Consider the following 24,526-nt stretch of genomic DNA (forward strand, 5'->3'; position numbering starts at 1 on the left):
GTCGAGGGCGTGCGCATCGCAAGGTTCACCACCGGATCAGAGCCCTCCTACGGCGTCGTGACGGGGGAGGTCGACGAGTTCGGCCAGCCCGCCGAGGACAGCGTCGTCGTCGCCCTCGCGGGCGACCCCCTCTACGTCGGCATCAAGCTGCTCGACCAGGAGCACCGCCTCGCGGACGTCAAGCTCCTCGCGCCGGTCCTGCCGCGCAGCAAGGTCGTCGGCATCGGCCGCAACTACGCCGCTCATGCCGCCGAGATGGGCAACGACCTGCCCTCCGAGCCCCTGATGTTCCTCAAGCCCAACACCAGCGTGGTCGGTCCGCTCGACCCGATCTTCTACCCGTCGCAGACGCAGGACCTCCACTACGAGGGCGAGCTGGCCGTCGTGATCGGCCGGATCTGCCGCGACGTCCCGCCCGAGCAGGCGACCGACGTCATCCACGGCTACACGATCGCCAACGACGTGACCGCCCGTGACCTGCAGAAGTCCGACGGGCAGTTCACTCGTGCCAAGGGCTTCGACTCCTTCTGCCCGCTGGGTCCCTGGATCGAGACCGACCTCGACCCGCAGCACTTCATCGACGGCGTACGCCTCCAGACGCACCTCAACGGCGAGGTCGTCCAGGACGGCTCCACCGCCGACATGATCTTCGACATCCCGACGCTGATCGCCCACGTCTCCAGCGTCATGACGCTGCTGCCCGGCGACGTCATCCTCACCGGCACCCCCGAGGGCGTCGGTCCCATGGAGGTCGGTGACGAGGTCGAGATCTCGATCGCCGGTCTCGGCACTCTGACCAACAAGGTGGCCACCCGATGAGCACCCCCCCGACTGCCGGCCCGACTGCTGGCACGACCGACCCCTCCGTCCGCGTCCGCTTCTGTCCGTCGCCGACCGGGTCGCCGCACGTCGGCCTGGCGCGCACGGCCCTCTTCAACTGGGCCTTCGCGCGCCACCACGGTGGCACGATCGTCTTCCGCATGGAGGACACCGACAAGGAGCGCAGCACCCAGGAGTCCTACGACGCGATCCTCGAGCTGTGGCGCTGGCTCGGCCTCACGTGGGACGAGGGCATCGAGGTCGGGGGCCCGCACGGCCCCTACAAGCAGAGTGAGCGCGGCGAGATCTACGCCGACGCCCTGGCCAAGCTGCGCGAGTCCTCCTACACGTACGAGTGCTTCTGCACCAACGAGGAGGTCGACGCCCGCCGCAAGGCGTCGGGCTCCAAGATCATGGGCTACGACGGCTTCTGCCGCGAGCTCTCCGACGAGCAGCGGGCGGCCTTCGAGGGCGAGCAGCGCAAGCCGATCGTCCGCTTCCGGATGCCCGACGGCTCGATCACCTGGACCGACCTCGTGCGCGGCGAGATCTCCTTCGAGTCCGAGAACGTCCCCGACTACGCGCTCTGCCGCGCCAACGGCGACCCGCTCTACACGCTGGTCAACCCGGTCGACGACGCCCTCATGGGGATCACGCACGTGCTGCGCGGCGAGGACCTGCTCTCCAGCACTCCTCGCCAGCTCGCCCTCTACGACGCGCTCGTCGCGCTCGGCATCGCCCAGGCGACCCCGCAGTTCGGCCACCTGCCCTACGTGATGGGTCAGGGCAACAAGAAGCTCTCCAAGCGCGACCCCGAGGCGCACGCCCTGGCCTACCGCGACCAGGGCTTCCTGCCCGAGGGCCTGATGAACTACCTGGCCCTGCTCGGCTGGGCGATCTCGGGCGATCGCGACATCTTCTCGCTGGAGGAGATGGTCGAGGCGTTCGACATCAAGGACGTCAACCCCAACCCCGCCCGCTTCGACCTCAAGAAGGCCGACGCGATCAACGCCTCCCAGATGCGCCTGCTGTCGGTCGAGGACATCACCCACCGGGCGCTGCCGTTCCTCAAGAGCGCCGGCGTCGTCTCCGACCCCGTGTCCGACGCGGACGCCCAGCTCCTCGAGCTCGCCATGCCGCTGGTGGCCGAGCGGATCAACAAGCTCACCGAGGCCGTCGACATGCTCGGCTTCCTCTTCGTGCAGGAGCAGGACTTCACGCGCGACGAGGCCGACGTCGACAAGCTGCTCACCGAGGACGGCAGGGCCATCGTCCAGGCGTCGCACGACGCGGTGGCAGGCCTGCACGAGTGGTCCACCGCCGCGATCCAGGAGGCCCTGCAGCAGGCGCTGGTCGAGGAGCGCGGGCTCAAGCCGCGTGTGGCCTTCGGTCCCGTGCGCGTCGCGATCACGGGCCGTCGCGTCTCGCCGCCGCTGTTCGAGTCGATGGAGCTGCTCGGGCGCGAGCGCAGCCTGGCCCGGCTGCAGAGCGCGCTGGGCTGAGAGGACGCACGATGGGCCACGGCTACGACGAGATCCTGCGGGGTGCCCCGCGGCGCGGGTGGGGCTGGACGCTGCTCGGCGTGACGACGTACGCCGCCGGCTTCATCCTCGCCGCACCGCTGCTGCTGCTCGGGGTCTTCGCGCTCTACTTCGCGGCGATCGGTGACCTCAGCGCCGACCGCATGACGGCTCTGGGCGATCTCGACGACGTGACCCCGGCGATGCTGGCCTACCTCAACCTGTCGCTGGCCGCCGCGATCCCGATCGGCTGGTTCGTCATGCGCTGCGTGCACGGGCTCAAGCCGCGATGGCTCTCGTCGGTCATGCCGCGCATCCGCTGGCGCTGGATGGGGGTGTGCTTCGGGCTCTCGGTGCTGGCGCTGATCGCGACGGTGCTCGTCTCGGCGGTGCTGCCGCAGCAGGAGGCCGGCCTCACCGGTGACGTCAACGCCTTCACCGACACCACGCGCGACTTCCTGCTCGTCGTGGTCCTCCTCACGCCGCTGCAGGCCGCGGGGGAGGAGTACGCGTTCCGCGGCTATCTCACCCAGGCCTTCGGTGGTCTCCTGCGCAGTCGCACGGCAGCGGTGCTGGTGCCGTCGCTGCTCTTCGCGCTGGCGCACGGCGCCCAGGACCCGCCGATCTTCTTCGACCGCTTCGCCTTCGGCGTCGTCGCCGGCATCCTCACGATCGCCACGGGGGGCCTCGAGGCCGCGATCGCGATGCACGTGCTCAACAACTGGCTCGCCTTCGGCTCCGCGCTGGCCTACAGCGACATGACCTCGGCGATGAACCCCACCGGCGGCACGTGGTGGAGCCTTCCGGTGACCCTGACGCAATCGCTGAGCTACCTCGCGCTGGCCGTGTGGGCAGCCCGCAGGCTGGGCGTCCGGAGCACCATCGACGGGGCCGTTTTGGAACCCGTCGGGCCACGCGTGTAACGTTTCTCCTCGGCCGCCGGACCTCGGTGCGGAGGGCCTAAGAAGAGTAAGACCATTGGGATATGGTGTAATTGGCAACACGACTGGTTCTGGTCCAGTTATTCTAGGTTCGAGTCCTAGTATCCCAGCCAAGATGCCGGTGGAGACCGGGATTTTGTGCGGCAGAGGGGCTTTCGCTAGTCTGTCGCAGCACCAAATAGCAACACCAGCACCATCTCTTGCCCCCGTTGTGTAGCGGCCTAGCACGCCGCCCTCTCACGGCGGTAGCGCCGGTTCGAATCCGGTCGGGGGTACAGATCACGCAGGGCCGGTCCACCAGGACCGGCCCTGCGTGCATTTCTGCCGAGTCGGCGCGATGGTGCCACCGGAGAGGCAGTCGTCAGGCGCAGAGCCCGGCGGCGAGCCGCGCGGTGGCCTGCTCCTGGGCGGCAGCGGTCTCCTCCGGGGTGGGCGAGGTGCCGTCGGTGGGCGATGCGCCGTCCGACGGCGAGCCGCTCGCCGTGCCGACGGGGTCGTCGGCCTTGATGCTCTCCTCGCTGAAGTCGCGCCCGAGACGGCGGTCGTTGCGGATCCGCTCCCACAGCCGGTCGGCGTCCTCGGTCCACACCAGCCGGTTGGGGTCGGGCTCGTACTCCGCGAACGGCACGGTGATGAAGCGGATGTCGTCGAGACCGGTGTTCTTGAACTGCATCGCCAGGTCGACGAGCGCCGGCAGGTTGGCCAGCTCCTTGTCCAGCTTCAGCGAGCTCGTGGCGGCGTCGAGGAAGGAGAAGACCCGGTCGGGTCGCGACAGCGTCCCCGCGGAGACGACCTTGTTGATCATCGAGGCGATGAAGGCCTGCTGACGCGTCATGCGGCCGATGTCGCCGGTGACCGAGAGCACGGATCGCTCGCGCACGTAGTTGAGCGCCTGCTGCCCCGTCAGCGTCTGCGTGCCGGCGTCGAAGAAGATGTTGTGCTCGGGGTCGTCGACGTCCTTGGGGAGGCAGACCTCGACCCCGTCGACCGCGTCGACCATGTCCTTGAAGCCGTTGAAGTCGACCACCACCTGGTGGTCGACGCGCACGTCGGTGAGCGCCTCGAACATCTGGGTCGTGCACAGGGCGCCGCCGAGCGTGAAGGCCTCGTTGAACATCACGAGCTCCTCGCCCGGGATCTGCTCGCCGTCGGGCATCATGCAGTCGGGACGGGTGACCAGGGCATCTCGAGGCAGGCTGACGCCATAGGCATCCTTCCGGTCCGCCGAGATGTGCAGCAGGATCGTCGTGTCCGAGCCCTCGCTCGCCTGCGCCCCGTCGATCCCGTTGCCCTCGCCCTCGCGGGTGTCGGAGCCCATGATCAGGATGTTGATCGGCTGCTTCGGGCCCTCGACCTCGACGACGTCCGGGCGATCCACCTCGTCCGGGATGCCCGGCAGGGTCTCGATGTTGCCGTTGAGCTGGTGGAAGGCGACCGAGACGCCGATCCCCGTGAGCAGGGCGAGCACGAGGTGCGTGACCAGGATGACCCGCAGGACCGTGCGACGGTGCTCGCGTGCCACAGGGCGCGTGCGCGCCACCGGGGTGGGGTGGGTCGCCGGCTCGGCCGGCGGCGTCTCGTCGTCGGCCACGTTCACATCATCACAAACACCTGGTTGAATCCTCGGCCCTTCCGTGAGATGTCCACCAGATCCCTGTGAGATCCCCGTGAGCGTGGCGTGGAGGTGGGTCACGGCGGTGTCCGATTCCCGCTAGCAACCGGTCGCGCGCTCGACCATGATGGAGGCATGTCCCCGACCGAGCAGCTCGACCCCGAGTCCTGCTACGGCGCGGTGAAGTCGCGAGACCGCCGCTTCGACGGTGTCTTCTGGACGGCGGTCCGCACGACCGGCATCTACTGCCGACCCTCGTGCCCGGCCCGCACCCCCGCGCTCGCCAACGTCAGCTTCCACCCGAGCCCGGCCGCCGCCCAGGCCGCGGGCTACCGCGCCTGCAAGCGCTGCCTGCCCGACGCCTCACCGGGAAGCCCCGACTGGGACGTCGCCGCGACGGCTGCAGGTCGGGCGATGCGGCTGATCTCCGACGGTGTCGTGGATCGAGAAGGCGTGGACGGACTGGCGCGACGGGTCGGCTACACCCCGCGCCACCTCTCACGGCTCCTGGCCGGCGAGCTCGGGGCCGGCCCGCTCGCCCTGGCTCGGGCCAAGCGGGCGCAGACCGCGCGGGTGCTCCTCGAGACCACGGCCCTCAGCTGCGCCGACATCGCTTTCGCCGCGGGCTTCTCCAGCGTGCGGCAGTTCAACGACACGATCCGCGAGGTCTACGCCGCCAGCCCGACCGACCTGCGTGGCCGCCGCGGTGCACGACCGACCACGGGCACCGTCACCATGCGGCTCGCGGTGCGCACCCCCTTCGCGGGGCGGGCCCTGCTGGCCTTCCTCGCCTACCACCTCGTCCCGGGCGTGGAGGTCGCCGGCGACGGCTGGTACGCCCGCACCCTCGACCTGCCGCATGCGCCCGGCACGGTCCGGCTCGTCATCGACGACGCCCTCGACGAGGGCGAGACCGCCTTCGTCTCGGCGACCTTCGCGCTCCAGGACCTGCGCGACACGGCCGCGGCGGTCGAGCGCGCGCGACGGCTGCTCGACGCCGACTGCGACCCGGTCGCCGTGGCCGACCACTTCGCCGGTGACCCCGTGATCGGACCCTTGGCGCGGGCCACGCCCGGCCTGCGGCTCCCGGGCCAGGTCGACGGTGACGAGACCGCCGTACGCACGGTGATCGGGCAACAGGTCAGCGTCACCGGCGCGCGGACCGTGACCGGGCGGATCGTCGCGGAGCACGGGCGTGCTGTCGAGACGAGCATCCCGGGTCTCACCCACCTCTTCCCCGACGCCGCCACCCTCGCGGGGGTCGATCCCGAGACGCTGCCGATGCCCCGGGCCCGCGGGAGGGCGCTGGTCGGTCTGTGTGCCGCCCTGGCGTCCGGCGACGTGGCGCTCGACCGTGGTCCGGACCGCGACGACGTACGCCGTGCCCTCGTGGCGCTGCCCGGGATCGGGCCCTGGACGGCCGACTACGTCGCGATGCGCGCGCTGGGTCACCCCGATCTCTTCCTGCCGACCGACATCGGGGTCCGCAATGCCGTCGCCGGTCTGGGCCACGACCTGCCCGCGGCCCTCGCCGCGTCCGAGACCTGGCGGCCCTGGCGCTCCTATGCCCTGATGCACCTCTGGAACACCCTCATGCCACCCGTGCCCACCGACCCCCAGGAGGTCTGAGATGTGGACCGTGATCGACAGCCCTATCGGCGAGCTGCGCCTCGTCGAGAACGGCGGTGCCATCACCGCCATCGAGTTCTCCCCGTTCGGCGACCCCGACGGCCGTGTGCGCGGTCGGCGCGAGGACGACCACCCCCTGCTCGCCGAGGCACGACGTCAGCTCACGGCCTACTTCGCCCGTGAGCTGTTGGAGTTCGACCTCCCGCTCGCCCCCGGTGGCTCGGTGTTCCAGACGCAGGTCTGGGAGCAGCTCCAGCGCATCGACTACGGCGAGACCGCCACCTACGGCGAGATCGCAGTGCGACTCGGCCGCACCAACGCGGCGTCGCGCGCGGTCGGACTTGCCAACGGGAGCAACCCGATCCCCATCGTCATCCCGTGTCACCGGGTCATCGGCGCCAACGGGACGCTCACGGGCTACGCCGGGGGAGTCGAGCGCAAGCAGGTGCTCCTCGAGCTCGAGCAAGACGCGCTCTTCTGAGGCCCGAACTCGGCGATGTCTCGGGGGTGCTCACTCAGCGGCGGCGCGGCGCAGCGACTCGGAGAGCCGCTCGGCGGCGGCGAGCACCGCGGGGGCGTGCATGCGACCGGGCTGGCGCGAGAGCCGCTCCAGTGGGCCGGAGACGGAGACGGCGGCGATGATCTTCCCGCCGGGGGAGCGCACCGGGGCGGAGACCGACGCCACGCCCTGTTCGCGCTCGCCGACCGACTGGGCCCAGCCGCGCCGGCGGATGCCGGACAGGGCGGCCGCGGAGAACGCGGCGTTCTGGAGGCCGCGGTGCATCCGCTCGGGGTCCTCCCAGGCCAACAGGACCTGGGCGGCGGAGCCGGCGCGCATCGTGAGCTGCGACCCGACCGGGATGGTGTCGCGCAGGCCGGAGGGGCGCTCGGCGGCGGCGACGCAGACACGGTGGTCACCCTGGCGACGCCACAGCTGGGCCGACTCCCCAGTGATGTCGCGCAGTCGTGCGAGGACCGGGCCGGCCGTCGCGAGGAGGCGGTCCTCTCCGGCAGCGGCGGACAGCTCCGCGAGGCGGGGGCCGAGGACGAAGCGGCCCTGCATGTCGCGCGCGACCAGGCGGTGGTGCTCGAGGGCGACGGCCAGGCGGTGGGCGGTGGGTCGGGCGAGCCCGGTGCCGGCCACGAGACCGGCCAGGGTCGCAGGTCCGGACTCGAGCGCGGTGAGCACGAGCGCGGCCTTGTCGAGAACGCCGACACCACTGGAGTTGTCCATATGGCAATACTGCGGTCTCAGATCATGGGATGCAAGACCCTCGCGGTGTGACCTGGTCGTGACGCCGGGTGGTCCAGGCCGGTCCGACCTGCACCCCGGTCCGACCTGGTTGTCGCCAGGTCCGCGGCGGGGCGGTCACAGACGTGGGTCCAAGCGGGGATGTCCATATATCGAGATCGATATCTCAGATCATGGGACGACGGCGTAGCGTTCTCCGGGCAGGATCACCACCGGTCACGAAGGAGTGAAGACATGGGCAAGACCTTGTCCGAGAAGGTGTGGGACGAGCACGTCGTCCGCTCCCACGAGGGAGAGCCCGACCTTCTCTTCATCGACCTGCACCTCATCCACGAGGTCACCAGCCCACAGGCCTTCGATGGACTGCGCCTCGCTGGTCGCACGGTCCGCCGCCCCGACCTCACCCTTGCGACCGAGGACCACAACGTCCCCACGCTCGACTGGGACAAGCCCATCGCCGACCCCGTCTCCCGCACCCAGGTCGAGACGCTGCGCAAGAACGCCGAGGAGTTCGGTGTGCGCCTGCACCCGCTCGGCGACATCGAGCAGGGCATCGTGCACGTGGTCGGCCCCCAGCTCGGACTGACCCAGCCCGGCATGACGATCGTCTGCGGTGACAGCCACACGAGCACCCACGGCGCCTTCGGCGCGATCGCCTTCGGCATCGGCACCTCCGAGGTCGAGCACGTCCTCGCGACGCAGACCCTGATGCAGGCCAAGCCCAAGACGATGGCCGTGACCATCAACGGCAGCCTCCCGCCGGGCGTCACCGCCAAGGACATGGTGCTCACCCTGATCACCCACACGGGCACCGGTGGGGGCCAGGGCTACATCGTGGAGTACCGCGGCCAGGCCATCGAGGAGCTCTCGATGGAGGGCCGCATGACGGTCTGCAACATGAGCATCGAGTGGGGCGCCAAGGCCGGCCTCATCGCCCCGGACCAGACGACCTTCGACTACATCGAGGGTCGTCCCGAGGCGCCCCGAGGTGCCGACTGGGACGCCGCCGTCGAGCACTGGAAGACGCTCGTCACCGACGCGGACGCCGAGTTCGACGCCGAGATCGTGCTCGACGCCTCCGAGATGACCCCGTTCGTCACCTGGGGCACCAACCCCGGCCAGGGCGTCCCGCTGGGGGGCTCGGTCCCCGACCCCGCCCAGTTCGAGGACGTTCAGGACCGCGTGGCTGCCGAGAAGGCCCTGCAGTACATGGGTCTCGAAGCCGGCACCCCCATGCGTGAGGTCAAGGTCGACACCGTCTTCGTCGGCTCCTGCACCAACGGCCGGATCGAGGACCTTCGCCTCGCGGCCCAGATCATCGAGGGTCACAAGGTCGACGCGGACACCCGGCTGCTCGTCGTGCCCGGGTCGGTGCGCGTGCGCATGCAGGCCGAGTCCGAGGGCCTCGACGTGATCTTCAAGGAAGCGGGCGCCGAGTGGCGCGGCGCTGGCTGCTCGATGTGCCTGGGCATGAATCCCGACACCCTCGAGCCCGGTGAGCGCAGCGCGTCGACCTCCAACCGCAACTTCGAGGGCCGCCAAGGCAAGGGTGGCCGCACCCACCTCGTCTCGATCCCCGTCGCAGCCGCGACCGCCATCCGCGGGACGCTGTCGTCCCCGGCCGACCTGGAGGCCTGAGTCATGGAGAAGTTCTCGTCGCACACCGGCGTCGGTGTCCCGCTGCGTCGCAGCAACGTCGACACCGACCAGATCATCCCGGCCGTCTACCTCAAGCGCGTCACGCGCGACGGCTTCGAGGACGGGCTGTTCAGCGCCTGGCGCAACGACCCGGAGTTCGTCCTCAACAACCCGGTCTACGCGGCCGGCTCGGTGCTCGTCGCCGGACCCGACTTCGGCACGGGCTCGTCGCGCGAGCACGCGGTGTGGGCCCTGCAGAACTACGGGTTCAAGGCGGTCATCTCCTCGCGCTTCGCCGACATCTTCCGGGGCAACTCCGGCAAGGCCGGACTGCTCGCAGCCCAGGTCGACGAGAAGGTCGTCCAGCGGCTGTGGGACCACCTCGAGGCGACCCCCGGTGCGGCGATCACGGTGGACCTCGAGTCCCGCACGGTGCGCGCCGGCGAGGGCGAGGATGCCATCGAGGACTCCTTCGACATCGACGACTACACCCGCTGGCGCCTGCTCGAGGGTCTCGACGACGTCGGGATCACCCTGAGCCACGCCGACGACATCACCGCCTACGAGGCGTCGCGCCCCAGCTGGAAGCCGGCCACGATCCACGGCTGAGCAGGTCCGCATCGTGGTTCGGGCGGAATAGGGGACGTGTCAACATCCTTGTGACGGGTACCGGGTGATCGTGTCCTGCGGGGGCACCGATCACCGCATCCGTCGACGAAAGGACTGACATGCCCAGCATCTCGGCCAACGGCATCAACCTCAGCTACACCGACTCCGGCGGCGACGGCCGACCGGTGGTGCTCATCCACGGCTGGCCCCTCAGCGGCGCCTCCTGGAGCGAGCAGGTCCCGGCGCTCACCGATGCGGGCTACCGCGTGGTGACCTACGACCGTCGCGGCTTCGGCGACTCCGACAAGCCCGGCACGGGCTACGACTACGACACCTTCGCCGCCGACCTCGGCGGGGTTCTCGACGGACTCGACCTCCAGGACGCGAGCCTCGTGGGTTTCTCCATGGGTGGCGGCGAGGTCGCCCGCTACCTCGGCACCGCCGGTGACGCCCGTGTGCGCTCGGCCGTGTTCGCGGCCGCCGTTCCCCCCTACCTGCTGAAGACCGACGACAACCCCGACGGCGGGCTCGGCGAGGACGACGTCAAGGGCATGATGGACGCCGCCTCCTCCGACCGCGAGGGTTTCCTCGACGGGTTCACCACCGACTTCTTCTCTGCCGGGGGCGAGCTGAAGGTGACCGAGGAGCAGCGCCACGAAGCCCTGGCCCTGGCGGCCAAGGCCGAGGACGCTGCCCTGGTCGCGTGCATCGAGGCCTTCGGGACGACCGACTTCCGTCGGGATCTCGCCACGATCAAGGTCCCGAGCCTCGTCATCCATGGGGACTCGGACGCCACCGTGCCCTTCGAGGTCTCCGGAAAGCGGACCGCTGACAGTGTTGCGGGTGCCGAGCTCGCCGTGATCGATGATGCTCCGCACGGTTTGAACGTCAGCCACGCAGCGGCCTTCAATCAGCACCTCCTCGCATTCCTGGAGAAGTGATCTGGACCGCCGGCTATCGAGATATCCCAAGCAGGTAAGGGATATCGGATAACCACAGCACGCACCACGTTGGCGCACGTCAGGCGATTGCCGGGCGTGCGCCGACGTGTTCGCGGTCTAGCGCCGAAAAATAGGTCCCGTGATCCACGGCGTGGTGATTGTGACAATGGCCACCAATGCCTAGCGTGCATTGATGAAAGTCGGGCAAAGCTCGACGCCACCAGTTCATTGGAAGGGAAGCTAGTGAACAAGTCACAGCTCATCGACGCACTCGCGACGCGTTACGAGGGGAACCGCAAGCAGGCAGCACACGCACTCGAGTCCGTCTTGGACACGATCACGCGTGAGGTCGCCAAGGGCGAGAAGGTCGCCATCACGGGCTTCGGCTCCTTTGAGAAGAGGATCCGGGAGGCCCGGTGGGTCCGCAACCCGCAGACCGGTGCCCGCATCAAGGCCAAGAAGACGGCGGTGCCGAAGTTCAGTGCCGGGGCCGACCTGAAGAACGTCGTCTCCGGTGCCAAGAAGCTCCCGAAGCTCACGATCGCGGCCCCCGCGGCTGCGGCGAAGAAGGCGGCGGCTCCGGCGAAGAAGGCCGTGGCTGTTGCCAAGCAGGCGGCACCTGCTGCCAAGCAGGCGGCTGCGGCCAAGAAGGCGGCTCCTGCTTACAAGTCGGCGGCTCCGGCCAAGAAGGCGGCTCCGGCCAAGAAGGCGGCACCTGCTGCCAAGAAGGCGGCTCCGGCCAAGAAGGCGGCACCCGCTGCCAAGAAGGCGCCAGCGAAGAAGGCTCCCGCCAAGAAGTCCTGACGCACCACGCACGGGCCGTCCTCCCTCAGGGGGACGGCCCGTGCGTCATGTCAGGTGCAGGTCGGCGACGAGCGCAGAGGTCTCCGGGCCGAGCCCCAGGGACCGCGCGTCGCGCAGGTCGTCGAGGTCGTCGACGTCGCGCCTCAGCGAGGGCAGGTCGAGTCCGACCTCGGCGCCGCCGGAGGCCCGGTGCGCGCGACGCGAGCCCAGGCCGAACTCCGGGTCGAACCCGTCGTACGGTGCGGTGTAGAGCGTGGTGCCGACACCCTCGGCGTCAGGCACGTACGACGGCCCGCCCGGCACCACCGACGCGAGGACCTGACCGAGGTCGGCGGAGCGCAGCGCCGGCAGGTCGGCGCACAGCGCCGCGGGCGTGAGTTCGGGGAAACGGCGCCGCGCCTCGGCCACGGCCTGGCGCAGCGCGGCATTGAGGTCGTTGGTGTCGCCGTCGGGGATGGTCAGGCAGCCGAGGCGCTCGAGCTCCCGGGAGAACGACGCGTCGTCGGTCGCGACCAGCACGGCGTCGACGTGATCCGCAGCCAGGCAGGCTCCGACGGTGTCGAGGGCGAAGGCGCGCGCGAGGGCTCGACGCTGGGGGTCGTCGAGACCCGTCATCCGGGACTTGCCGTGCGCCGGGGGCTTGACCGGCACCACGACGACGTAGGACGTGACCACGCCTCGATCCTGTCAGGAGACTCGGCGCGGCGAGACGGTGGCCTCGGTCACGTCGGCGAGTAACCTGCACTCCCGTGAAGGTTCGCACAATGCAGGACAAGCGCCGCCCTGGCTTCGCGTTCGCCGTGACCATCGTCAAGCCGGTGCTGCTCGCCACGACGACCCACGACTGGATCGACGGCGAGAAGCTGCCTGCGGCCGGGGGGTGCGTCGTGGCGCTCAACCACGTCTCGCACGTCGACCCCCTCACGGCTGCGCACCTGATCTACGACCACGGGCGGGTCCCGCACTACCTGGCGAAGTCCAGCCTGTTCCACAACGTGGTGCTGGGCTTCCTGATGAGGGCGGCCGGCCAGATCCCCGTGGAGCGTGCCAGCAGCAAGGCCGTCGGTGCCTTCACCGCGGCGGTTGAGGCGGTTCGCGCGGGCAAGGTCGTGGTGGTCTACCCCGAGGGCACCATCACCCGCGATCCCGAGCTGTGGCCGATGACGGGCAAGTCCGGTGCCGCCCGCATCGCCCTGGAGACCGGCTGTCCGGTGATCCCGGTCGGTCAGTGGGGGGCGCACGAGATCCTCTACCCCTACGCCAGCAAGCCCGACCTCTTTCCGCGCAAGCTGATCCGGATGAAGGTCGGCGACCCCGTCGACCTCCACGACCTGGTGCAGCGCCCTCGCGACCACAGCGTCTACACGGAGGCGACCGAGCGCATCATGGCGGCGATCACCGGCCTCGTGGAGGACGTCCGCGGCGCGACCGCGCCCGCGGAACGCTTCGACATGCGCAGGGCCGGCATCCGCCCGACCCGCACCCCCGACCCGAAGGACGAGCAGTGAGCACGAAGGTAGCGATCCTCGGAGCCGGTTCCTGGGGGACCGCCTTCTCCATCGTGCTTGCCGACGGCGGCAACGACGTGACGATCTGGGGTCGGCGTGAGGAGGTCTGCGCCACGATCAACGACCAGCACGAGAACGTCGACTACCTGCCCGGCATCGAGCTGCCCCCGACGGTCGGTGCCACGCACGACCCCGAGCAGGCCCTGGCCGACGCCGACGTCGTGGTGCTCGCGGTCCCGTCCCAGTCGTTGCGGGCCAACCTCGTCGAGTGGGCGCCGTACGTCGGCAAGGACGCTGTCATGGTCTCGCTGATGAAAGGCGTGGAGCTCGGCAGCCTCAAGCGGATGAGCGAGGTGATCGCCGAGGTCACCGGAGCAGGTCCGGAGCGGATCGCGGTCATCAGCGGCCCCAACCTCGCCAAGGAGATCGCCCGTCGCGAGCCCGCGGCGTCGGTGGTCGCGTGCGAGGACGAGGACGTCGCGCGGATGCTCCAGGCTCGCGTGCACTCACCGGCCTTCCGGCCCTACACCAGCGTCGACGTGCTCGGCTGCGAGCTCGGCGGCGCCTACAAGAACGTGGTCGCCCTCTCGGTCGGCATGGCCGTGGGCCTCGGTTTCGGCGACAACACGACCGCCTCCGTGATCACCCGGGGGCTCGCGGAGACTGCGCGCCTCGCGATGAAGCTCGGCGCCAACCCCCTGACCCTGATGGGGCTCGCGGGCCTCGGTGACCTCGTCGCGACCTGCTCGTCGCCGCTGTCACGCAACCGCACCTTCGGGGAGAACCTCGGCAAGGGCATGACGACCGAGCAGATCATCGCCTCGACCCGTCAGGTGGCGGAGGGGGCCAAGTCCTGCTCCTCGCTGCTGGCGTTGGCCAACCAGTCCGGCGTGGACGCCCCGGTCGCGCACCACGTCGACGCGGTCGTCGCGGGCACCATGACCGCCAAGGACATGGTCGACGCGTTCATAGCGCGCGACACGAAGGCAGAGACCGACTGACCCAGGCACGGGTCGAGCCCGGAGCTGGCTGGTGGGAGCGGTGAGATGGGGGGTGTTTCAGGTGGCGGATCGCCCGTAGGTCACCGCTCGACGCGTGGCGGGCCAGGCAGTCCGCGAGGGCGGTGAGCCCTGGGTGAACCGATGGCTGCCGGATCGCCCGCAGGTCACCCCTCGCCAGCAGCCGACCAGCAGCCGACCCTCAGACGACCAGGGTGTCCAACGCGCCGACCAGGTCGCGCCACAGGTCCTCGACGTCCTCGATGCCGACCGAGAGCCGCACGAGCCCCTCGGGGATCGTGGCGGGCTCCGCCTTCCAGCGTCGGCGACGCTCGAAGGTCGACTCGACGCCCCCGAGGCTGGTCGCGTGGACCCAGAGGCTGGTCTTCTGCACCAGCAGGTCGGCGGCCAGCGCCTCCCCGACCAGCACGATCGACACGATGCCGCCGAAACCGGGGTAGCGGACCTCGGAGACCGCCGGGTGCTCGCGCAGGCGCTCGACGAGCGTGGTGGCGTTGGCCTGGGCCCGCTCGACGCGCAGGTGGAGCGTGCGCAGGCCGCGCAGGGCGAGGTAGGCCTCGAGGGTGCCCGGGGTCGACCCGAGGAGGTCACGGCGGCCCTTGAGCACGGCGTGGAGCTCGTCGTCGGCGGTGACGATGGCGCCCATCAGCACGTCGCTGTGACCCGCGAGGTACTTGGTCACGGAGTGCACGACGATGTCGGCGCCGAGCGACAGCGGCTGCTGGAGCAGGGGAGTGGCGAAGGTGTTGTCGACGACGACGTAGGCACCTGCGTCGTGCGCGGCTGCGGCGATCGCGGCGATGTCGGCGATCTCGAGGGCGGGGTTGGTCGGCGACTCGAACCACACGAGTGCGGCGTCGACGCACGCCGCCGCGACGGCCGCGGTGTCGGTGATGTCGACCAGCTGGGTGGTGATGCGGCCACGGGACTCGAGGTCGGCCAGCTGGAGGAGGGTGCCGGTGTAGGAGTGCTCGGGCGCGACGACCTTGCCGCCCTGGCCGACAAGGTCGAGGACCGTCGTGACCGCGGCCATACCGCTGGCATAGCTCAGGCAGCGGCCACCCTCCAGGGCACCGAGGGCGTCCTCGAACGCGGTCCACGTGGGGTTGCCGTAGCGGCCGTACTCACGGTCGCCCCCGGCGACGTACGTCGAGGTCATCGTGATCGGGGTGTTGAGGGGCTCGTCGGACACGTGCGGGGGACGGCCGGCGGTCACCGCGATCGTCGCGGGCTGAAGGTCGGGCGAGTCCTCGGTCATGCACGGAAGCCTAGGCGGATAGGGTCGTGGCGATGAACGCGACCACCCCCGACAGCACCCCCGACAGCACCCCCGAGAGCCGCGCCGAGAGCCGCAAGCCCCGCGTCGCCGTCGTCTTCGGCGGGCGCTCCAGCGAGCACGCGATCTCCTGTGTCACCGCCGGCAGCGTGCTGAAGGCCATCGACCGCGACGTCTACGACGTGGTGCCGATCGGCATCGCGACCGACGGGCGCTGGGTGCTCGAGAGCGGCGACCCCGACCGGCTGCGCATCGAGGGCGCCGACCACCTGCCGAGCGTCGACGGCGAGCGGGCCCCGGTGGCGCTGGCCCAGCAGGCCGCCAGCACGGACCTGGTCGTCAGTGAGCCCTCCCAGCCCCCGCGCACCCTCGGCGAGGTCGACGTCGTCTTCCCGCTCCTGCACGGCCCGTGGGGCGAGGACGGCACCATCCAGGGGATGTTCGAGATGGCCGGGGTGAGGTACGTCGGCGCGGGCGTGCTCGCCTCCGCGGTCAGCATGGACAAGGCCTACATGAAGGTGGTGCTCGCTGCCGCCGGTCTCCCGGTCCTGCCCTCGGTCACCATCACCGCTCGCGACTGGGCACGCGACTCCACCGCGTGCCGCGCGCAGGCCGACGAGCTCGGCTACCCGTTGTTCGTGAAGCCGGCCCGGGGAGGCTCCAGCATCGGCATCTCGAAGGCCCACGACGCCTCCGAGCTCGACGCCTGCATCGAGGAGGCTCACCGCCACGACAGCAAGGCGCTCGTGGAGGTCTCGGCCGAGGGTGGCCGCGAGGTCGAGTGCGGCGTGCTGCAGGCCCTCGACGGCACCCCCGAGACCAGCCAGCCCGCCGAGCTGCGCGTCGGGGGCGACCACGAGTTCTACGACTTCGCCGCCAAGTACCTCCCGGGCGAGCACACCGAGATCGACATCCCCGCCGTGCTGCCCGCGGGCGTCGCTGACGAGCTGCGGGAGCTGGCCGCCCGGGCCTTCGAGGCCGTCAGCTGCGAGGGGCTGGCCCGGGTCGACTTCTTCGTGATGCCCGACAACTCGCTGGTCGTCAACGAGATCAACACGATGCCCGGCTTCACGCCCACCTCGATGTATCCCCAGATGTGGGCGGCGAGCGGCGTGGACTACCCCGGGCTCGTCGACCGGCTGATCCGGCTGGCCCTGGCACGCGACACCGGCCTGCGCTGAGCCGCCGCGCAACATCGCGCCGACTCGGCGCCGTGCGTCAGATGCAGGGCTGCTCGAGGCGGAGTGTGGACTTCACGGCGTCGGTGAGGTCCGTGAGCGCCGCCGAGACGCCGTCGGGGCGGTAGTCCGCCGGCACCACCAGCTGGATGAGCGGGCGGTAGCTCACGGCGGTCACGGTGACCTCCTCGTCCTGCGCGTCCTCCTCCAACGAGTCCGGTGGCGCGAACCAGCCCACCCCGTTGACGTCGTCGCAGGTCGAGAACGGGTCGTAGGCCTCCGGCAGCGCGACCCCGCAGGTCAGCACGATGGCCGGGTCGCCCCAGGCTGCCCCGAGGGCGTCGGCCGGCTCCACGTCGACCTGCTCCAGGTCGTTGAGCGTGGACGGCAGCGCGTCGACCAGCTGCTCGCAGGCCTGCTGGTCCTCCTCGCTCAGGTCGGCCGACACGATCTCGGGCGTGCTGCCGCAGGCGCTCAGCAGCAGCACCAGGGAAGCCATGGCGCCCGCGGACGCGACGACGCCCCGGGCCCGAAGGGGACCGGGGCGTCGACGAGAGATGGTGCGGATCGAGCTCACGTGCCTCAGATGTGGACGACCGGGCAGGTCAGGGTGCGGGTGATCCCGTCGAGGGTCTGCACCTTGGCCACCACGAGCTTGCCCAGCTCGTCGACGTTGCGGGCCTCGGCGCGCACGATCACGTCGTAGGGCCCGGTGACGTCCTCGGCGAGCGTCACGCCCTTGACCGCGGCGATGGCCTTGGCGACCTCGGCAGCCTTGCCGACGTCGGTCTGGATCAGGATGTACGCCTGGACGACCATTCGGTGTCTCCCTCAGCTGGCGATGTCAGTGTGACATCGGTGTGTCGGTGCGTGGATCAGTGTGACGGTCAACCTATCGGACCCGTCGCGGGTGTCCATAGCCGTCCCCGGTCCGGGGGGCGTGCATGCGTCTGGTGGGATGGGGCCATGCCCTTCCCGCCCGACGCGACCCTGGCCGACGCCGGTGAGTTCGGCCTCATCTCCGACCTCGTGGCGCTCTTCCCGCAGGGCGAGCACGTCCTGATCGGACCGGGTGACGACGCGGCGGTGCTGCGGATCCGCAACGGGCACGTGGTGGTCTCGACCGACCTGATGGTGGAGGGACGCCACTTCCGCCGTGAATGGGCCTCGGCCGAGGACGTCGGGCACCGGGCAGCGGCGCAGAACCTCTCCGACATCAACGCCATGGGCGGCCGCGCGCACTCCCTCACGGTCGGCCTGGCCGCCCCGCCCGACCTCCCGGCCCAGTGGGCCCTCGACTTTGCCGCCGGCTTCGCCGCCGAGTGCGCGCTCGTCGGCGCCAGCGTCGTCGGGGGAGACGTCACCCGGGCCGACCAGGTCGTCATCGCCGTCACCGTCATCGGTGCGTGCACCACCGCCCCGGTCGTCCGGTCGGGTGCCGAGCCCGGCGACGTCCTGGCGATCATCGGCCGTCAGGGATGGGCCGCCGGCGGCCTGGCCGTCCTGGGCCGCGGCTTCCGCTCCCCGCGGGTCCTGGTCGAGGCCTACCGACGCCCCGAGCCGCCGTACGACGCCGGAGCGGTCGCCGCCGACGCGGGCGCCACCTCCATGATCGACGTCTCCGACGGCCTGCTCGGGGACGCGGCCCACCTCGCCGAGGGCTCCGGGGTCAGCATCGACGTGCGCACCAGCGCCTTCGAGATCCCCGAGCCGCTCCAGGCGGTCGCCGCCGCCACCGGCTCCGACCCCATCTCGTTCATCCTCGGGGGAGGCGACGACCACGCCCTCCTCGCCACCTTCCCTGACGCAGCCTCCGTCCCGGACGGCTGGACGGTCATCGGCGAGGTCCTCGAGGGCGACCCCGTCGTCACGGTCGACGGGGGCGCGTACGACGGCGCAACCGGCTGGACCCACTTCTAGGTTCCGCCGCCTGCGCGGCGGGATGCAGAACGGCTCGTCGGAGCTGCTCCAGGCGCAGTGGCCCGTCCGCCAGGCGCCTCCTCCCGGGGGACAAGCTCGCCGTGTCGCCGGGCGGCAGCAGTGCCTGGTTGCGCTTGTCTCCCCGGCGCCACGCCTCCCCTTCAGCCCCCGGGAGGAGGCCCTGGCTCCCGGGCCACCGCGTGCGGTCGGCCCGCCTCGCCGAGGTCGGTGGTGGAGGTAGGTCTCGGGGTCGGTGCGTCGCGCGTCCGGCCGCTCCGGGACAAATGCGAGAAGACCGCCACCCGGAGGCGACGGTCTTCTCGATGCTGTGGCTCAGGTCAGCGGGAGACCTTGCCGGCCTTGAGGCAGCCGGTGCACACGTTGAGGCGCTTGGGGGTGCCGTTGACCTTGGCACGCACACGCTGGATGTTGGGGTCGAAACGGCGCTTCGTGATCTTGCGCGACCACGGCCGGTTGTTGCCGAAGCCAGGCTTCTTGGCGCAGATGTCGCAGACGGCAGCCACGGTGATTGCTCCTGATGATCGAGGTGATGAACGAGGGGCCCGCAGGGCGGGCAACCGAACAAGAGTATCCGACCGGTGCCTGAGCAGAAAATCGTGCCGCTCCGACTAGTCTTGCCGCTCCGACCCCCGACCCGAGGCAGGCGATGGAAGCGACCCCGCGCAGCGGCATCATCGAGCTCGCGGTCGTCCTCCGCTTCGTCGACGTGGCCACCGACGCCCTCGCCGAGGCCCGGGAGGAGATCGACGCCCTCAACGTCTATCCCGTGCCCGACGGTGACACCGGCACCAACATGTACCTCACCGTCTCGGCCGCGCGCGACGCCATCCGCGAGGCCGCCGGGAGCCGGCCCGACATCGACCGTGACGAGGCCCTCACCGTCTTCCGCCGTGGGGCGCTCCTGGGGGCACGCGGCAACTCCGGGGTGATCCTGAGCGAGATGCTCGGCGCGATCGCGCGCCGCATCGCCGCCTCCACGCCCGAGGAGCGCAACGCCCGGGTCATGGCCGACGCCCTCCACGACGCGACCGAGGCCAGCTATGCCGCGGTGGGGCGTCCGGTCGAGGGCACGATGCTGACGGTCGCGCGAGCGGCGTCCCAGGCAGCCCTCGCGCTGGCCGAGAACCCCGGGGTGCGGGCGCGCGACGTGTTCACGAGTGCTGCCGGAGCAGCCCGCGAGGCACTGGCGCGCACCCCGGAGCAGCTCCAGGTCCTGCGCGACGCGGGCGTCGTCGACGCGGGCGGCCGCGGGCTCAGCGTGATCCTCGACGCCGCCGAGACGGTGCTGACCGGTCGTCGGCCGATCCCGGTGACCAGCCCGATCGGCCAGCGCTCCATCCCCATCCCCCACACCCCGACCGGCGCCCTGCCGGAGGGTGACCTCACGGCCGACGGGCCGGCCTACGAGGTGATGTACCTCCTCGACGCCACCGACGACGCCATCGCGCCCCTGCGCACGACCCTGGACGGGCTGGGCGACTCGCTGGTCGTGGTCGGCGGCGAGGGGCTGTGGAACGTCCACGTCCACGTCGACGACGTGGGGGCCGCGATCGAGGCGGGCATCGAGGCCGGTCGTCCGCACCGGGTGCGGGTGACCCACTTCGCCGAGCAGGTCGTCGAGGCGCGCCAGGCACGGGACACCCGCGCCGGTCGCCGGATCGTCGCGGTCGCCGCAGGCCCCGGTCTGGCCGACCTCTTCGGAGAGGCCGGTGCGGTCGTGGTCCTCGGCGGCCCCGGTCGCCGGCCGTCCACCGGTCAGATCGTCGAGGCCATCACCGACTGCGGCGCCAGCGAGGTCGTGGTGCTGCCCAACGACGCCGACTCGGTCCGCGTCGCTCAGATCGCCGCCCAGATGGTCGAGACCGACGCCGCCCTCGGCAGCGTGCGCGTCGCGGTCATCCCGACGCAGGCGCAGGTGCAGGGACTGGCAGCCCTCGCGGTCCACGAGCCGGCGCGCACCTTCGACCAGGACGTGCTGGAGATGACCGCGACCGCCCGTCACGCCCGCCATGGGGCCGTCACGATCGCGGCGCGCCAGGCCATGACGATGGCCGGGCCGTGCGAGCCGGGTGACGTGCTCGGCGTGATCGCGGGCGACTTCGCCGTCATCGGACACGACCTGACCGACGTCGCCTGCGGGGTCCTCGACCGCCTCCTGGCCGGCGGTGGCGAGCTCGTCACCCTCGTCGCGGGGGAGGGGAGCGACGCGCTGGCCGACCGGGCGGCCGCCTGGGTCGACGAGCACCACCCCCATGTCGACGTCGTGGTGTACGACGGTGGTCAGGAGCGCTACCCGTTGCTCCTGTCCGTCGAGTGAGAGGGCACGCGTGATCAGCCTCGACAGCCCCGTCGCCGCAGTGTTCGGCGACGCCAAGGGCAAGCGCGACAAGATCGTGAAGAACCTCCGGATCGAGACGGTCGGGGACCTCCTGCACCACTTCCCGCGTCGCTACATCAAGACCGGCGAGCTCACCCGCGTCGACGACCTCGAGCCCGGGCAGATGCTCACCGTCATCGGGGAGCTCGGCAAGACCGACGTGCGCTCCTACACCGATCGCCGCTCCGGCAAGGCGGCCTACCGCCTCGAGACCCTGGTGCACACCGACGGCCCGAGCCTGCGCCTGACCCACTTCGCGAAGAGCAAGCACGTCTCGGAGTGGCAGGCCGGCCGGTTGCCCGCAGGCCGTCAGGGGCTCTTCATCGGCCAGGCCGGGCGTTTCCGCGACGAGTGGCAGCTCACCAACCCGACCATGGTGCTCTTCGGCGTGGACGCCGACGGCAGCGGTGAGGAGGTCGACGCGTTGGAGCTGATCCCGCCGCTCTACCCGCTCTACCCGCTCACCAAGGGCGTCGACCACTGGGACATCCTGCGCGCGGTCACCTTCGCCCGCTCCGTGGTCGAGCCCCCGGTGGAGCTGATCCCCGAGGACGTACGACGGGCCCACGACGTCGTCGACGCCCCCACCGCCCTCACCTGGATCCACGCCCCCGAGGACTTCTCCCAGGTCCAGGCAGCCCGCCGGCGCTACCGCTTCGAGGAGGCGCTGGTCACCCAGCTGGTGCTCGGCAAGCGCCGCCGCGCCGTGCGTGCCCTCGGCGCGCACGCTCGCACGGGAGGAGACGGCGCGCTGCTCGCGGCCTTCGACGAGCGGCTGCCCTTCACGCTCACCGACGGGCAGCGCCAGGTCGGGGCGCAGGTCGAGGCCGACCTCGCCCAGCCCCACCCGATGAACCGGCTGCTCCAGGGCGAGGTCGGCTCCGGCAAGACGCTCGTGGCGTTGCGCGCGATGCTGACCGTCGTCGACTCCGGCGGGCAGGCCGCCCTGCTCGCCCCCACCGAGGTCCTCGCCCAGCAGCACTACCGCTCGATCACCGCGATGCTCGGCGACCTCGCGCTCGGCGGGATGCTGGGCGGCCCCGAGACGGGCACGGCCGTGGAGCTGCTGACCGGGTCGATGACCAAGACCCAACGCACGGCGCCGATGTCGCGCCTGGCCAGCGGCGAGTCCGGCATCGTGATCGGCACCCATGCCCTGCTCGAGGACAAGGTCATCTTCGCCGACCTCGGCCTGGTCGTCGTCGACGAGCAGCACCGCTTCGGCGTCGAGCAGCGTGCGGCGCTGACCGCCAAGTCCGTGATGCCGCCCCACGTCCTGGTCATGACGGCCACGCCCATCCCGCGCACCGTGGCGATGACCGTCTTCGGCGACCTGGAGACCTCGGTCCTCACCGAGCTGCCGGCCGGTCGGGCACCGATCCAGACCAACGTCGTCAACACCCTGGAGCACCCGACGTGGATCTCCCGCGTGTGGGAGCGGGTGCGTGAGGAGGTCGCCAAGGGTCACCAGGCCTACGTCGTGTGCCCGCGCATCGACGGCGACGAGCCCGAGCAGGGCGAGACCGACCAGCTCGAGCTCGACGAGGACGGCCTGCCCATCCCGCCCGAGGAGACGCGTCCACCCCTCGCGGCCGTCGAGCAGGTGGTGGTCGAGCTCCAGCTCGGTGAGCTCAACGGGGTGCGCGTCGCCAAGCTCCACGGTCGCATGAGCGCCGACGAGAAGGACGTCACCATGCGCGCCTTCAACGCCGGCGACATCGACGTGCTGGTGTCGACCACCGTCATCGAGGTCGGGGTCGACGTCGCCAACGCGACCGTGATGGTGCTCCTCGACGCCGACCGCTTCGGCGTCTCCCAGCTCCACCAGCTGCGCGGCCGCGTCGGTCGTGGTGGACACCCGGGGCTGTGCCTGCTCGTCACGCACGCTCCCTACCTCTCGCCCGCGCTGGAGCGGCTCGCTGCGGTCTCGAGCACGACCGACGGCTTCGAGCTGAGCCGCATCGACCTCGAGCTGCGCCGTGAGGGAGACGTGCTGGGGGCCTCGCAGGCCGGCGGTCGCTCCGGCCTGGTCAACCTGCGGGTGCTGCGCGACGAGGCGACGATCGTGCAGGCCCGCGAGGCCGCGGAGACGCTGCTCGACCGCGACCCCGACCTGCTCGACGCCCCCGCCCTCGGCGTGGCCGTCGCCGACCTGGAGCTGTCCCAGCAGGGCCAGTTCATCGAGAAGTCGTGAGGAACGTGTGACCCGGATCATCGCCGGCGCGGCCAAGGGCCGCCGCCTGAAGACACCGCCCGGCTCCACCACCCGACCCACGAGCGATCGGGTCCGCGAGGCACTCTTCTCGGCCGTCGAGGCGTGGTGCGGCTCCCTGCACGGCCTGCGCTTCCTCGACCTCTACGCCGGCTCGGGAGCCGTGGGCCTGGAGGCCTGGTCCCGCGGCGCCGGGGTCGTCACCCTCGTCGAGCAGGACCGACGCACGGCGGCGCTGGTCAGTGACAACGCCGGCGCCATCGGCTTCCCCAGGGCCGACGTGCGTGCGGTCTCGGTGGCCGCGACCCTGCGCCGGCCCCCGACCGCGCCCTACGACATCGTCTTCAGCGATCCGCCCTACCCGCTCGACGAGGAGGGGCTCGCCGCCGACCTCGGGGCCCTGGTGGATCACGGCTGGCTCGTCCCGGGGGCCCTCGTGGTCGTCGAGCGGTCCCGGCGCAGCCCCGAGCCGACCTGGCCCAGCGGCATCGAGGACACCCGGTCGAAGCGCTATGGCGAGACCGTGCTTTGGTACGGTCACGCAGCCCTCGACGGGCTCCCCGACCACCAGCAGGAGTGAGGGACCACCTCGTGCGCCGTGCCGTCTGCCCCGGGTCGTTCGACCCCGTGACCAACGGTCACCTCGACATCGTCCAGCGTGCCTCGACCCTCTTCGACGAGGTCGTCGTGGCGGTCGGGGTCAACCAGTCCAAGAACCGGCTCTTCAACGCCGAGGAGCGCATCGCCATGCTCGAGCAGGCGTGCGCCCCCTTCCCCAACGTGCGCGTCGACGGCTTCAAGGGACTGCTGACGAGCTTCTGCCAGGAGCACGGCATCCACGCCATCGTGAAGGGCCTGCGTGCGGTGAGCGACTTCGACTACGAGCTCCAGATGGCGCAGATGAACTCCTCGCTCACCGACGTCGAGACCGTCTTCGTGCCCACCAGCCCGGAGTACTCGTTCCTGGCCTCGAGCCTGGTCAAGGAGGTCGCGACCTTCGGGGGCGACGTGTCCGGGTTGATCCCCGACTTCGTCAACACCGCCCTGCTCGCGCGGCTGGCCGAGCGTGCGGCGCAGTCGGGCGGGGCGTAGGCGTTTTGCTCCGGGCGCGACCGGACGGATACGATCATCGCTGATCTGTTGTGCCCGGAACTGAAAGTGATCCACTGAGCAAACTGGACCCGAGAGCGCCGCTCGTGCTCGATACACGCGAGCTCGGCCGCCGCCCGGGGTCCCAGCGCGAGGTGTCA

Annotated in this window: 24 protein-coding genes and 2 tRNA genes; 19 read left to right on the forward strand and 7 right to left on the reverse strand. The window is 70.8% G+C overall.

The genetic code is table 11. From position 1 onward, the window contains the following. The first annotated feature begins 9 nt into the window (after nt 1-9). From RMN98_RS05910 to RMN98_RS05930, 5 genes are all read left to right on the forward strand, one after another. On the forward strand, nt 10-819 hold the full coding sequence (locus RMN98_RS05910) for a fumarylacetoacetate hydrolase family protein (protein WP_309647881.1): 810 nt from the start codon (nt 10-12) through the stop codon (nt 817-819). After that, entirely contained in the window at nt 816-2,321 is a 1,506-nt protein-coding gene (gene gltX / locus RMN98_RS05915; RefSeq protein WP_309647882.1) for a glutamate--tRNA ligase, read from the forward strand. The genes RMN98_RS05910 and gltX overlap by 4 nt, the downstream gene beginning before the upstream one ends. Nucleotides 2,322-2,332: 11 nt before the next feature. Next, nucleotides 2,333-3,262: a type II CAAX endopeptidase family protein gene (locus RMN98_RS05920; RefSeq protein WP_309647883.1), complete on the forward strand. Its 930-nt coding sequence runs from the start codon at nt 2,333-2,335 to the stop codon at nt 3,260-3,262. Between the two features lie 56 nt (nt 3,263-3,318). Continuing rightward, nucleotides 3,319-3,393 (forward strand) — tRNA-Gln (locus tag RMN98_RS05925). Between the two features lie 89 nt (nt 3,394-3,482). Further along, a tRNA-Glu gene (locus RMN98_RS05930) sits at nt 3,483-3,555 on the forward strand. Nucleotides 3,556-3,641: 86 nt separating this feature from the next. On the opposite strand, the gene RMN98_RS05935 is transcribed toward RMN98_RS05930, so the two are convergent. Further along, nucleotides 3,642-4,871: an LCP family protein gene (locus RMN98_RS05935; RefSeq protein ID WP_309647884.1), complete on the reverse strand. Its 1,230-nt coding sequence runs from the start codon at nt 4,869-4,871 to the stop codon at nt 3,642-3,644. 156 nt (nt 4,872-5,027) lie between these two features. Between RMN98_RS05935 and RMN98_RS05940 the strand changes: the two genes are divergently transcribed. Both RMN98_RS05940 and RMN98_RS05945 read left to right on the forward strand, forming a co-directional pair. Then, nucleotides 5,028-6,521 carry an AlkA N-terminal domain-containing protein gene (locus RMN98_RS05940; RefSeq protein ID WP_309647885.1) on the forward strand — a complete coding sequence of 498 codons (1,494 nt, stop codon included), beginning with the start codon at nt 5,028-5,030 and terminating at the stop codon, nt 6,519-6,521. A gap of 1 nt (nt 6,522) precedes the next feature. Further along, nucleotides 6,523-7,002, forward strand: a complete 480-nt coding sequence (locus RMN98_RS05945; protein WP_309647886.1) for a methylated-DNA--[protein]-cysteine S-methyltransferase — start codon at nt 6,523-6,525, stop codon at nt 7,000-7,002. A 30-nt stretch (nt 7,003-7,032) separates the two neighbouring features. On the opposite strand, the gene RMN98_RS05950 is transcribed toward RMN98_RS05945, so the two are convergent. Continuing rightward, nucleotides 7,033-7,755: an IclR family transcriptional regulator gene (locus tag RMN98_RS05950; protein ID WP_091110341.1), complete on the reverse strand. Its 723-nt coding sequence runs from the start codon at nt 7,753-7,755 to the stop codon at nt 7,033-7,035. Between the two features lie 252 nt (nt 7,756-8,007). On the opposite strand from RMN98_RS05950, the gene leuC reads away from it, so the two are divergent. From leuC to RMN98_RS05970, 4 genes are all read left to right on the forward strand, one after another. Further along, nucleotides 8,008-9,411 (forward strand): 3-isopropylmalate dehydratase large subunit, encoded by a 1,404-nt coding sequence (leuC, locus tag RMN98_RS05955; protein ID WP_309647887.1) that lies wholly within the window; start codon nt 8,008-8,010, stop codon nt 9,409-9,411. Between the two features lie 3 nt (nt 9,412-9,414). Then, complete coding sequence (gene leuD, locus RMN98_RS05960; protein WP_309647888.1) at nt 9,415-10,020, forward strand: 3-isopropylmalate dehydratase small subunit; 606 nt, start codon at nt 9,415-9,417, stop codon at nt 10,018-10,020. Between the two features lie 119 nt (nt 10,021-10,139). Next, nucleotides 10,140-10,961, forward strand: a complete 822-nt coding sequence (locus RMN98_RS05965) for an alpha/beta hydrolase (protein WP_309647889.1) — start codon at nt 10,140-10,142, stop codon at nt 10,959-10,961. A gap of 243 nt (nt 10,962-11,204) precedes the next feature. Continuing rightward, nucleotides 11,205-11,765, forward strand: coding sequence for an HU family DNA-binding protein (locus tag RMN98_RS05970; protein ID WP_309647890.1), 561 nt, complete (start codon nt 11,205-11,207; stop codon nt 11,763-11,765). 45 nt (nt 11,766-11,810) lie between these two features. Here RMN98_RS05970 and cofC read toward each other — a convergent pair whose 3' ends face one another. Further along, on the reverse strand, nt 11,811-12,440 hold the full coding sequence (gene cofC, locus RMN98_RS05975) for a 2-phospho-L-lactate guanylyltransferase (protein ID WP_309647891.1): 630 nt from the start codon (nt 12,438-12,440) through the stop codon (nt 11,811-11,813). 74 nt (nt 12,441-12,514) lie between these two features. Between cofC and RMN98_RS05980 the strand changes: the two genes are divergently transcribed. Both RMN98_RS05980 and RMN98_RS05985 read left to right on the forward strand, forming a co-directional pair. Then, nucleotides 12,515-13,273 carry a lysophospholipid acyltransferase family protein gene (locus tag RMN98_RS05980; protein ID WP_309647892.1) on the forward strand — a complete coding sequence of 253 codons (759 nt, stop codon included), beginning with the start codon at nt 12,515-12,517 and terminating at the stop codon, nt 13,271-13,273. Continuing rightward, entirely contained in the window at nt 13,270-14,274 is a 1,005-nt protein-coding gene (locus tag RMN98_RS05985) for an NAD(P)H-dependent glycerol-3-phosphate dehydrogenase (RefSeq protein ID WP_309647893.1), read from the forward strand. The genes RMN98_RS05980 and RMN98_RS05985 overlap by 4 nt, the downstream gene beginning before the upstream one ends. 199 nt (nt 14,275-14,473) lie before the next feature. Here RMN98_RS05985 and RMN98_RS05990 read toward each other — a convergent pair whose 3' ends face one another. Continuing rightward, complete coding sequence (locus tag RMN98_RS05990) at nt 14,474-15,550, reverse strand: aminotransferase class I/II-fold pyridoxal phosphate-dependent enzyme (RefSeq protein WP_309647894.1); 1,077 nt, start codon at nt 15,548-15,550, stop codon at nt 14,474-14,476. A gap of 32 nt (nt 15,551-15,582) precedes the next feature. On the opposite strand from RMN98_RS05990, the gene RMN98_RS05995 reads away from it, so the two are divergent. Next, nucleotides 15,583-16,749, forward strand: coding sequence for a D-alanine--D-alanine ligase family protein (locus RMN98_RS05995; RefSeq protein WP_309647895.1), 1,167 nt, complete (start codon nt 15,583-15,585; stop codon nt 16,747-16,749). 37 nt (nt 16,750-16,786) lie between these two features. Here RMN98_RS05995 and RMN98_RS06000 read toward each other — a convergent pair whose 3' ends face one another. Next, nucleotides 16,787-17,245: a DUF3515 domain-containing protein gene (locus tag RMN98_RS06000; protein WP_309647896.1), complete on the reverse strand. Its 459-nt coding sequence runs from the start codon at nt 17,243-17,245 to the stop codon at nt 16,787-16,789. An 83-nt stretch (nt 17,246-17,328) separates the two neighbouring features. Next, nucleotides 17,329-17,565 (reverse strand): Lrp/AsnC ligand binding domain-containing protein, encoded by a 237-nt coding sequence (locus tag RMN98_RS06005; RefSeq protein WP_091021602.1) that lies wholly within the window; start codon nt 17,563-17,565, stop codon nt 17,329-17,331. Between the two features lie 147 nt (nt 17,566-17,712). Between RMN98_RS06005 and RMN98_RS06010 the strand changes: the two genes are divergently transcribed. Continuing rightward, nucleotides 17,713-18,666, forward strand: coding sequence for a thiamine-phosphate kinase (locus RMN98_RS06010; RefSeq protein WP_309647897.1), 954 nt, complete (start codon nt 17,713-17,715; stop codon nt 18,664-18,666). A gap of 338 nt (nt 18,667-19,004) precedes the next feature. On the opposite strand, the gene rpmB is transcribed toward RMN98_RS06010, so the two are convergent. Next, on the reverse strand, nt 19,005-19,190 hold the full coding sequence (rpmB, locus tag RMN98_RS06015; protein ID WP_056862348.1) for a 50S ribosomal protein L28: 186 nt from the start codon (nt 19,188-19,190) through the stop codon (nt 19,005-19,007). 143 nt (nt 19,191-19,333) lie between these two features. On the opposite strand from rpmB, the gene RMN98_RS06020 reads away from it, so the two are divergent. The 4 genes from RMN98_RS06020 to coaD are packed head-to-tail and all read left to right on the forward strand — an operon-like array spanning nt 19,334 to nt 24,368. Next, the gene (locus RMN98_RS06020; protein ID WP_309647898.1) at nt 19,334-21,004 is read left to right on the forward strand and encodes a DAK2 domain-containing protein; all 1,671 of its coding nucleotides are present in this window, start codon (nt 19,334-19,336) and stop codon (nt 21,002-21,004) included. Between the two features lie 10 nt (nt 21,005-21,014). After that, entirely contained in the window at nt 21,015-23,258 is a 2,244-nt protein-coding gene (locus RMN98_RS06025; protein ID WP_309647899.1) for an ATP-dependent DNA helicase RecG, read from the forward strand. 7 nt (nt 23,259-23,265) lie between these two features. Beyond that, a complete protein-coding gene (rsmD, locus tag RMN98_RS06030) occupies nt 23,266-23,856 on the forward strand; it encodes a 16S rRNA (guanine(966)-N(2))-methyltransferase RsmD (RefSeq protein WP_309647900.1) in 591 nt (196 codons plus the stop codon). An 11-nt stretch (nt 23,857-23,867) separates the two neighbouring features. After that, nucleotides 23,868-24,368, forward strand: coding sequence for a pantetheine-phosphate adenylyltransferase (gene coaD / locus RMN98_RS06035; protein WP_309647901.1), 501 nt, complete (start codon nt 23,868-23,870; stop codon nt 24,366-24,368). The last annotated feature ends 158 nt before the right edge of the window (nt 24,369-24,526 follow it).

Origin of the sequence: Nocardioides sp. (assembly GCF_031397825.1) — a bacterium.
Classification (GTDB): Bacteria; Actinomycetota; Actinomycetes; order Propionibacteriales; family Nocardioidaceae; genus Nocardioides.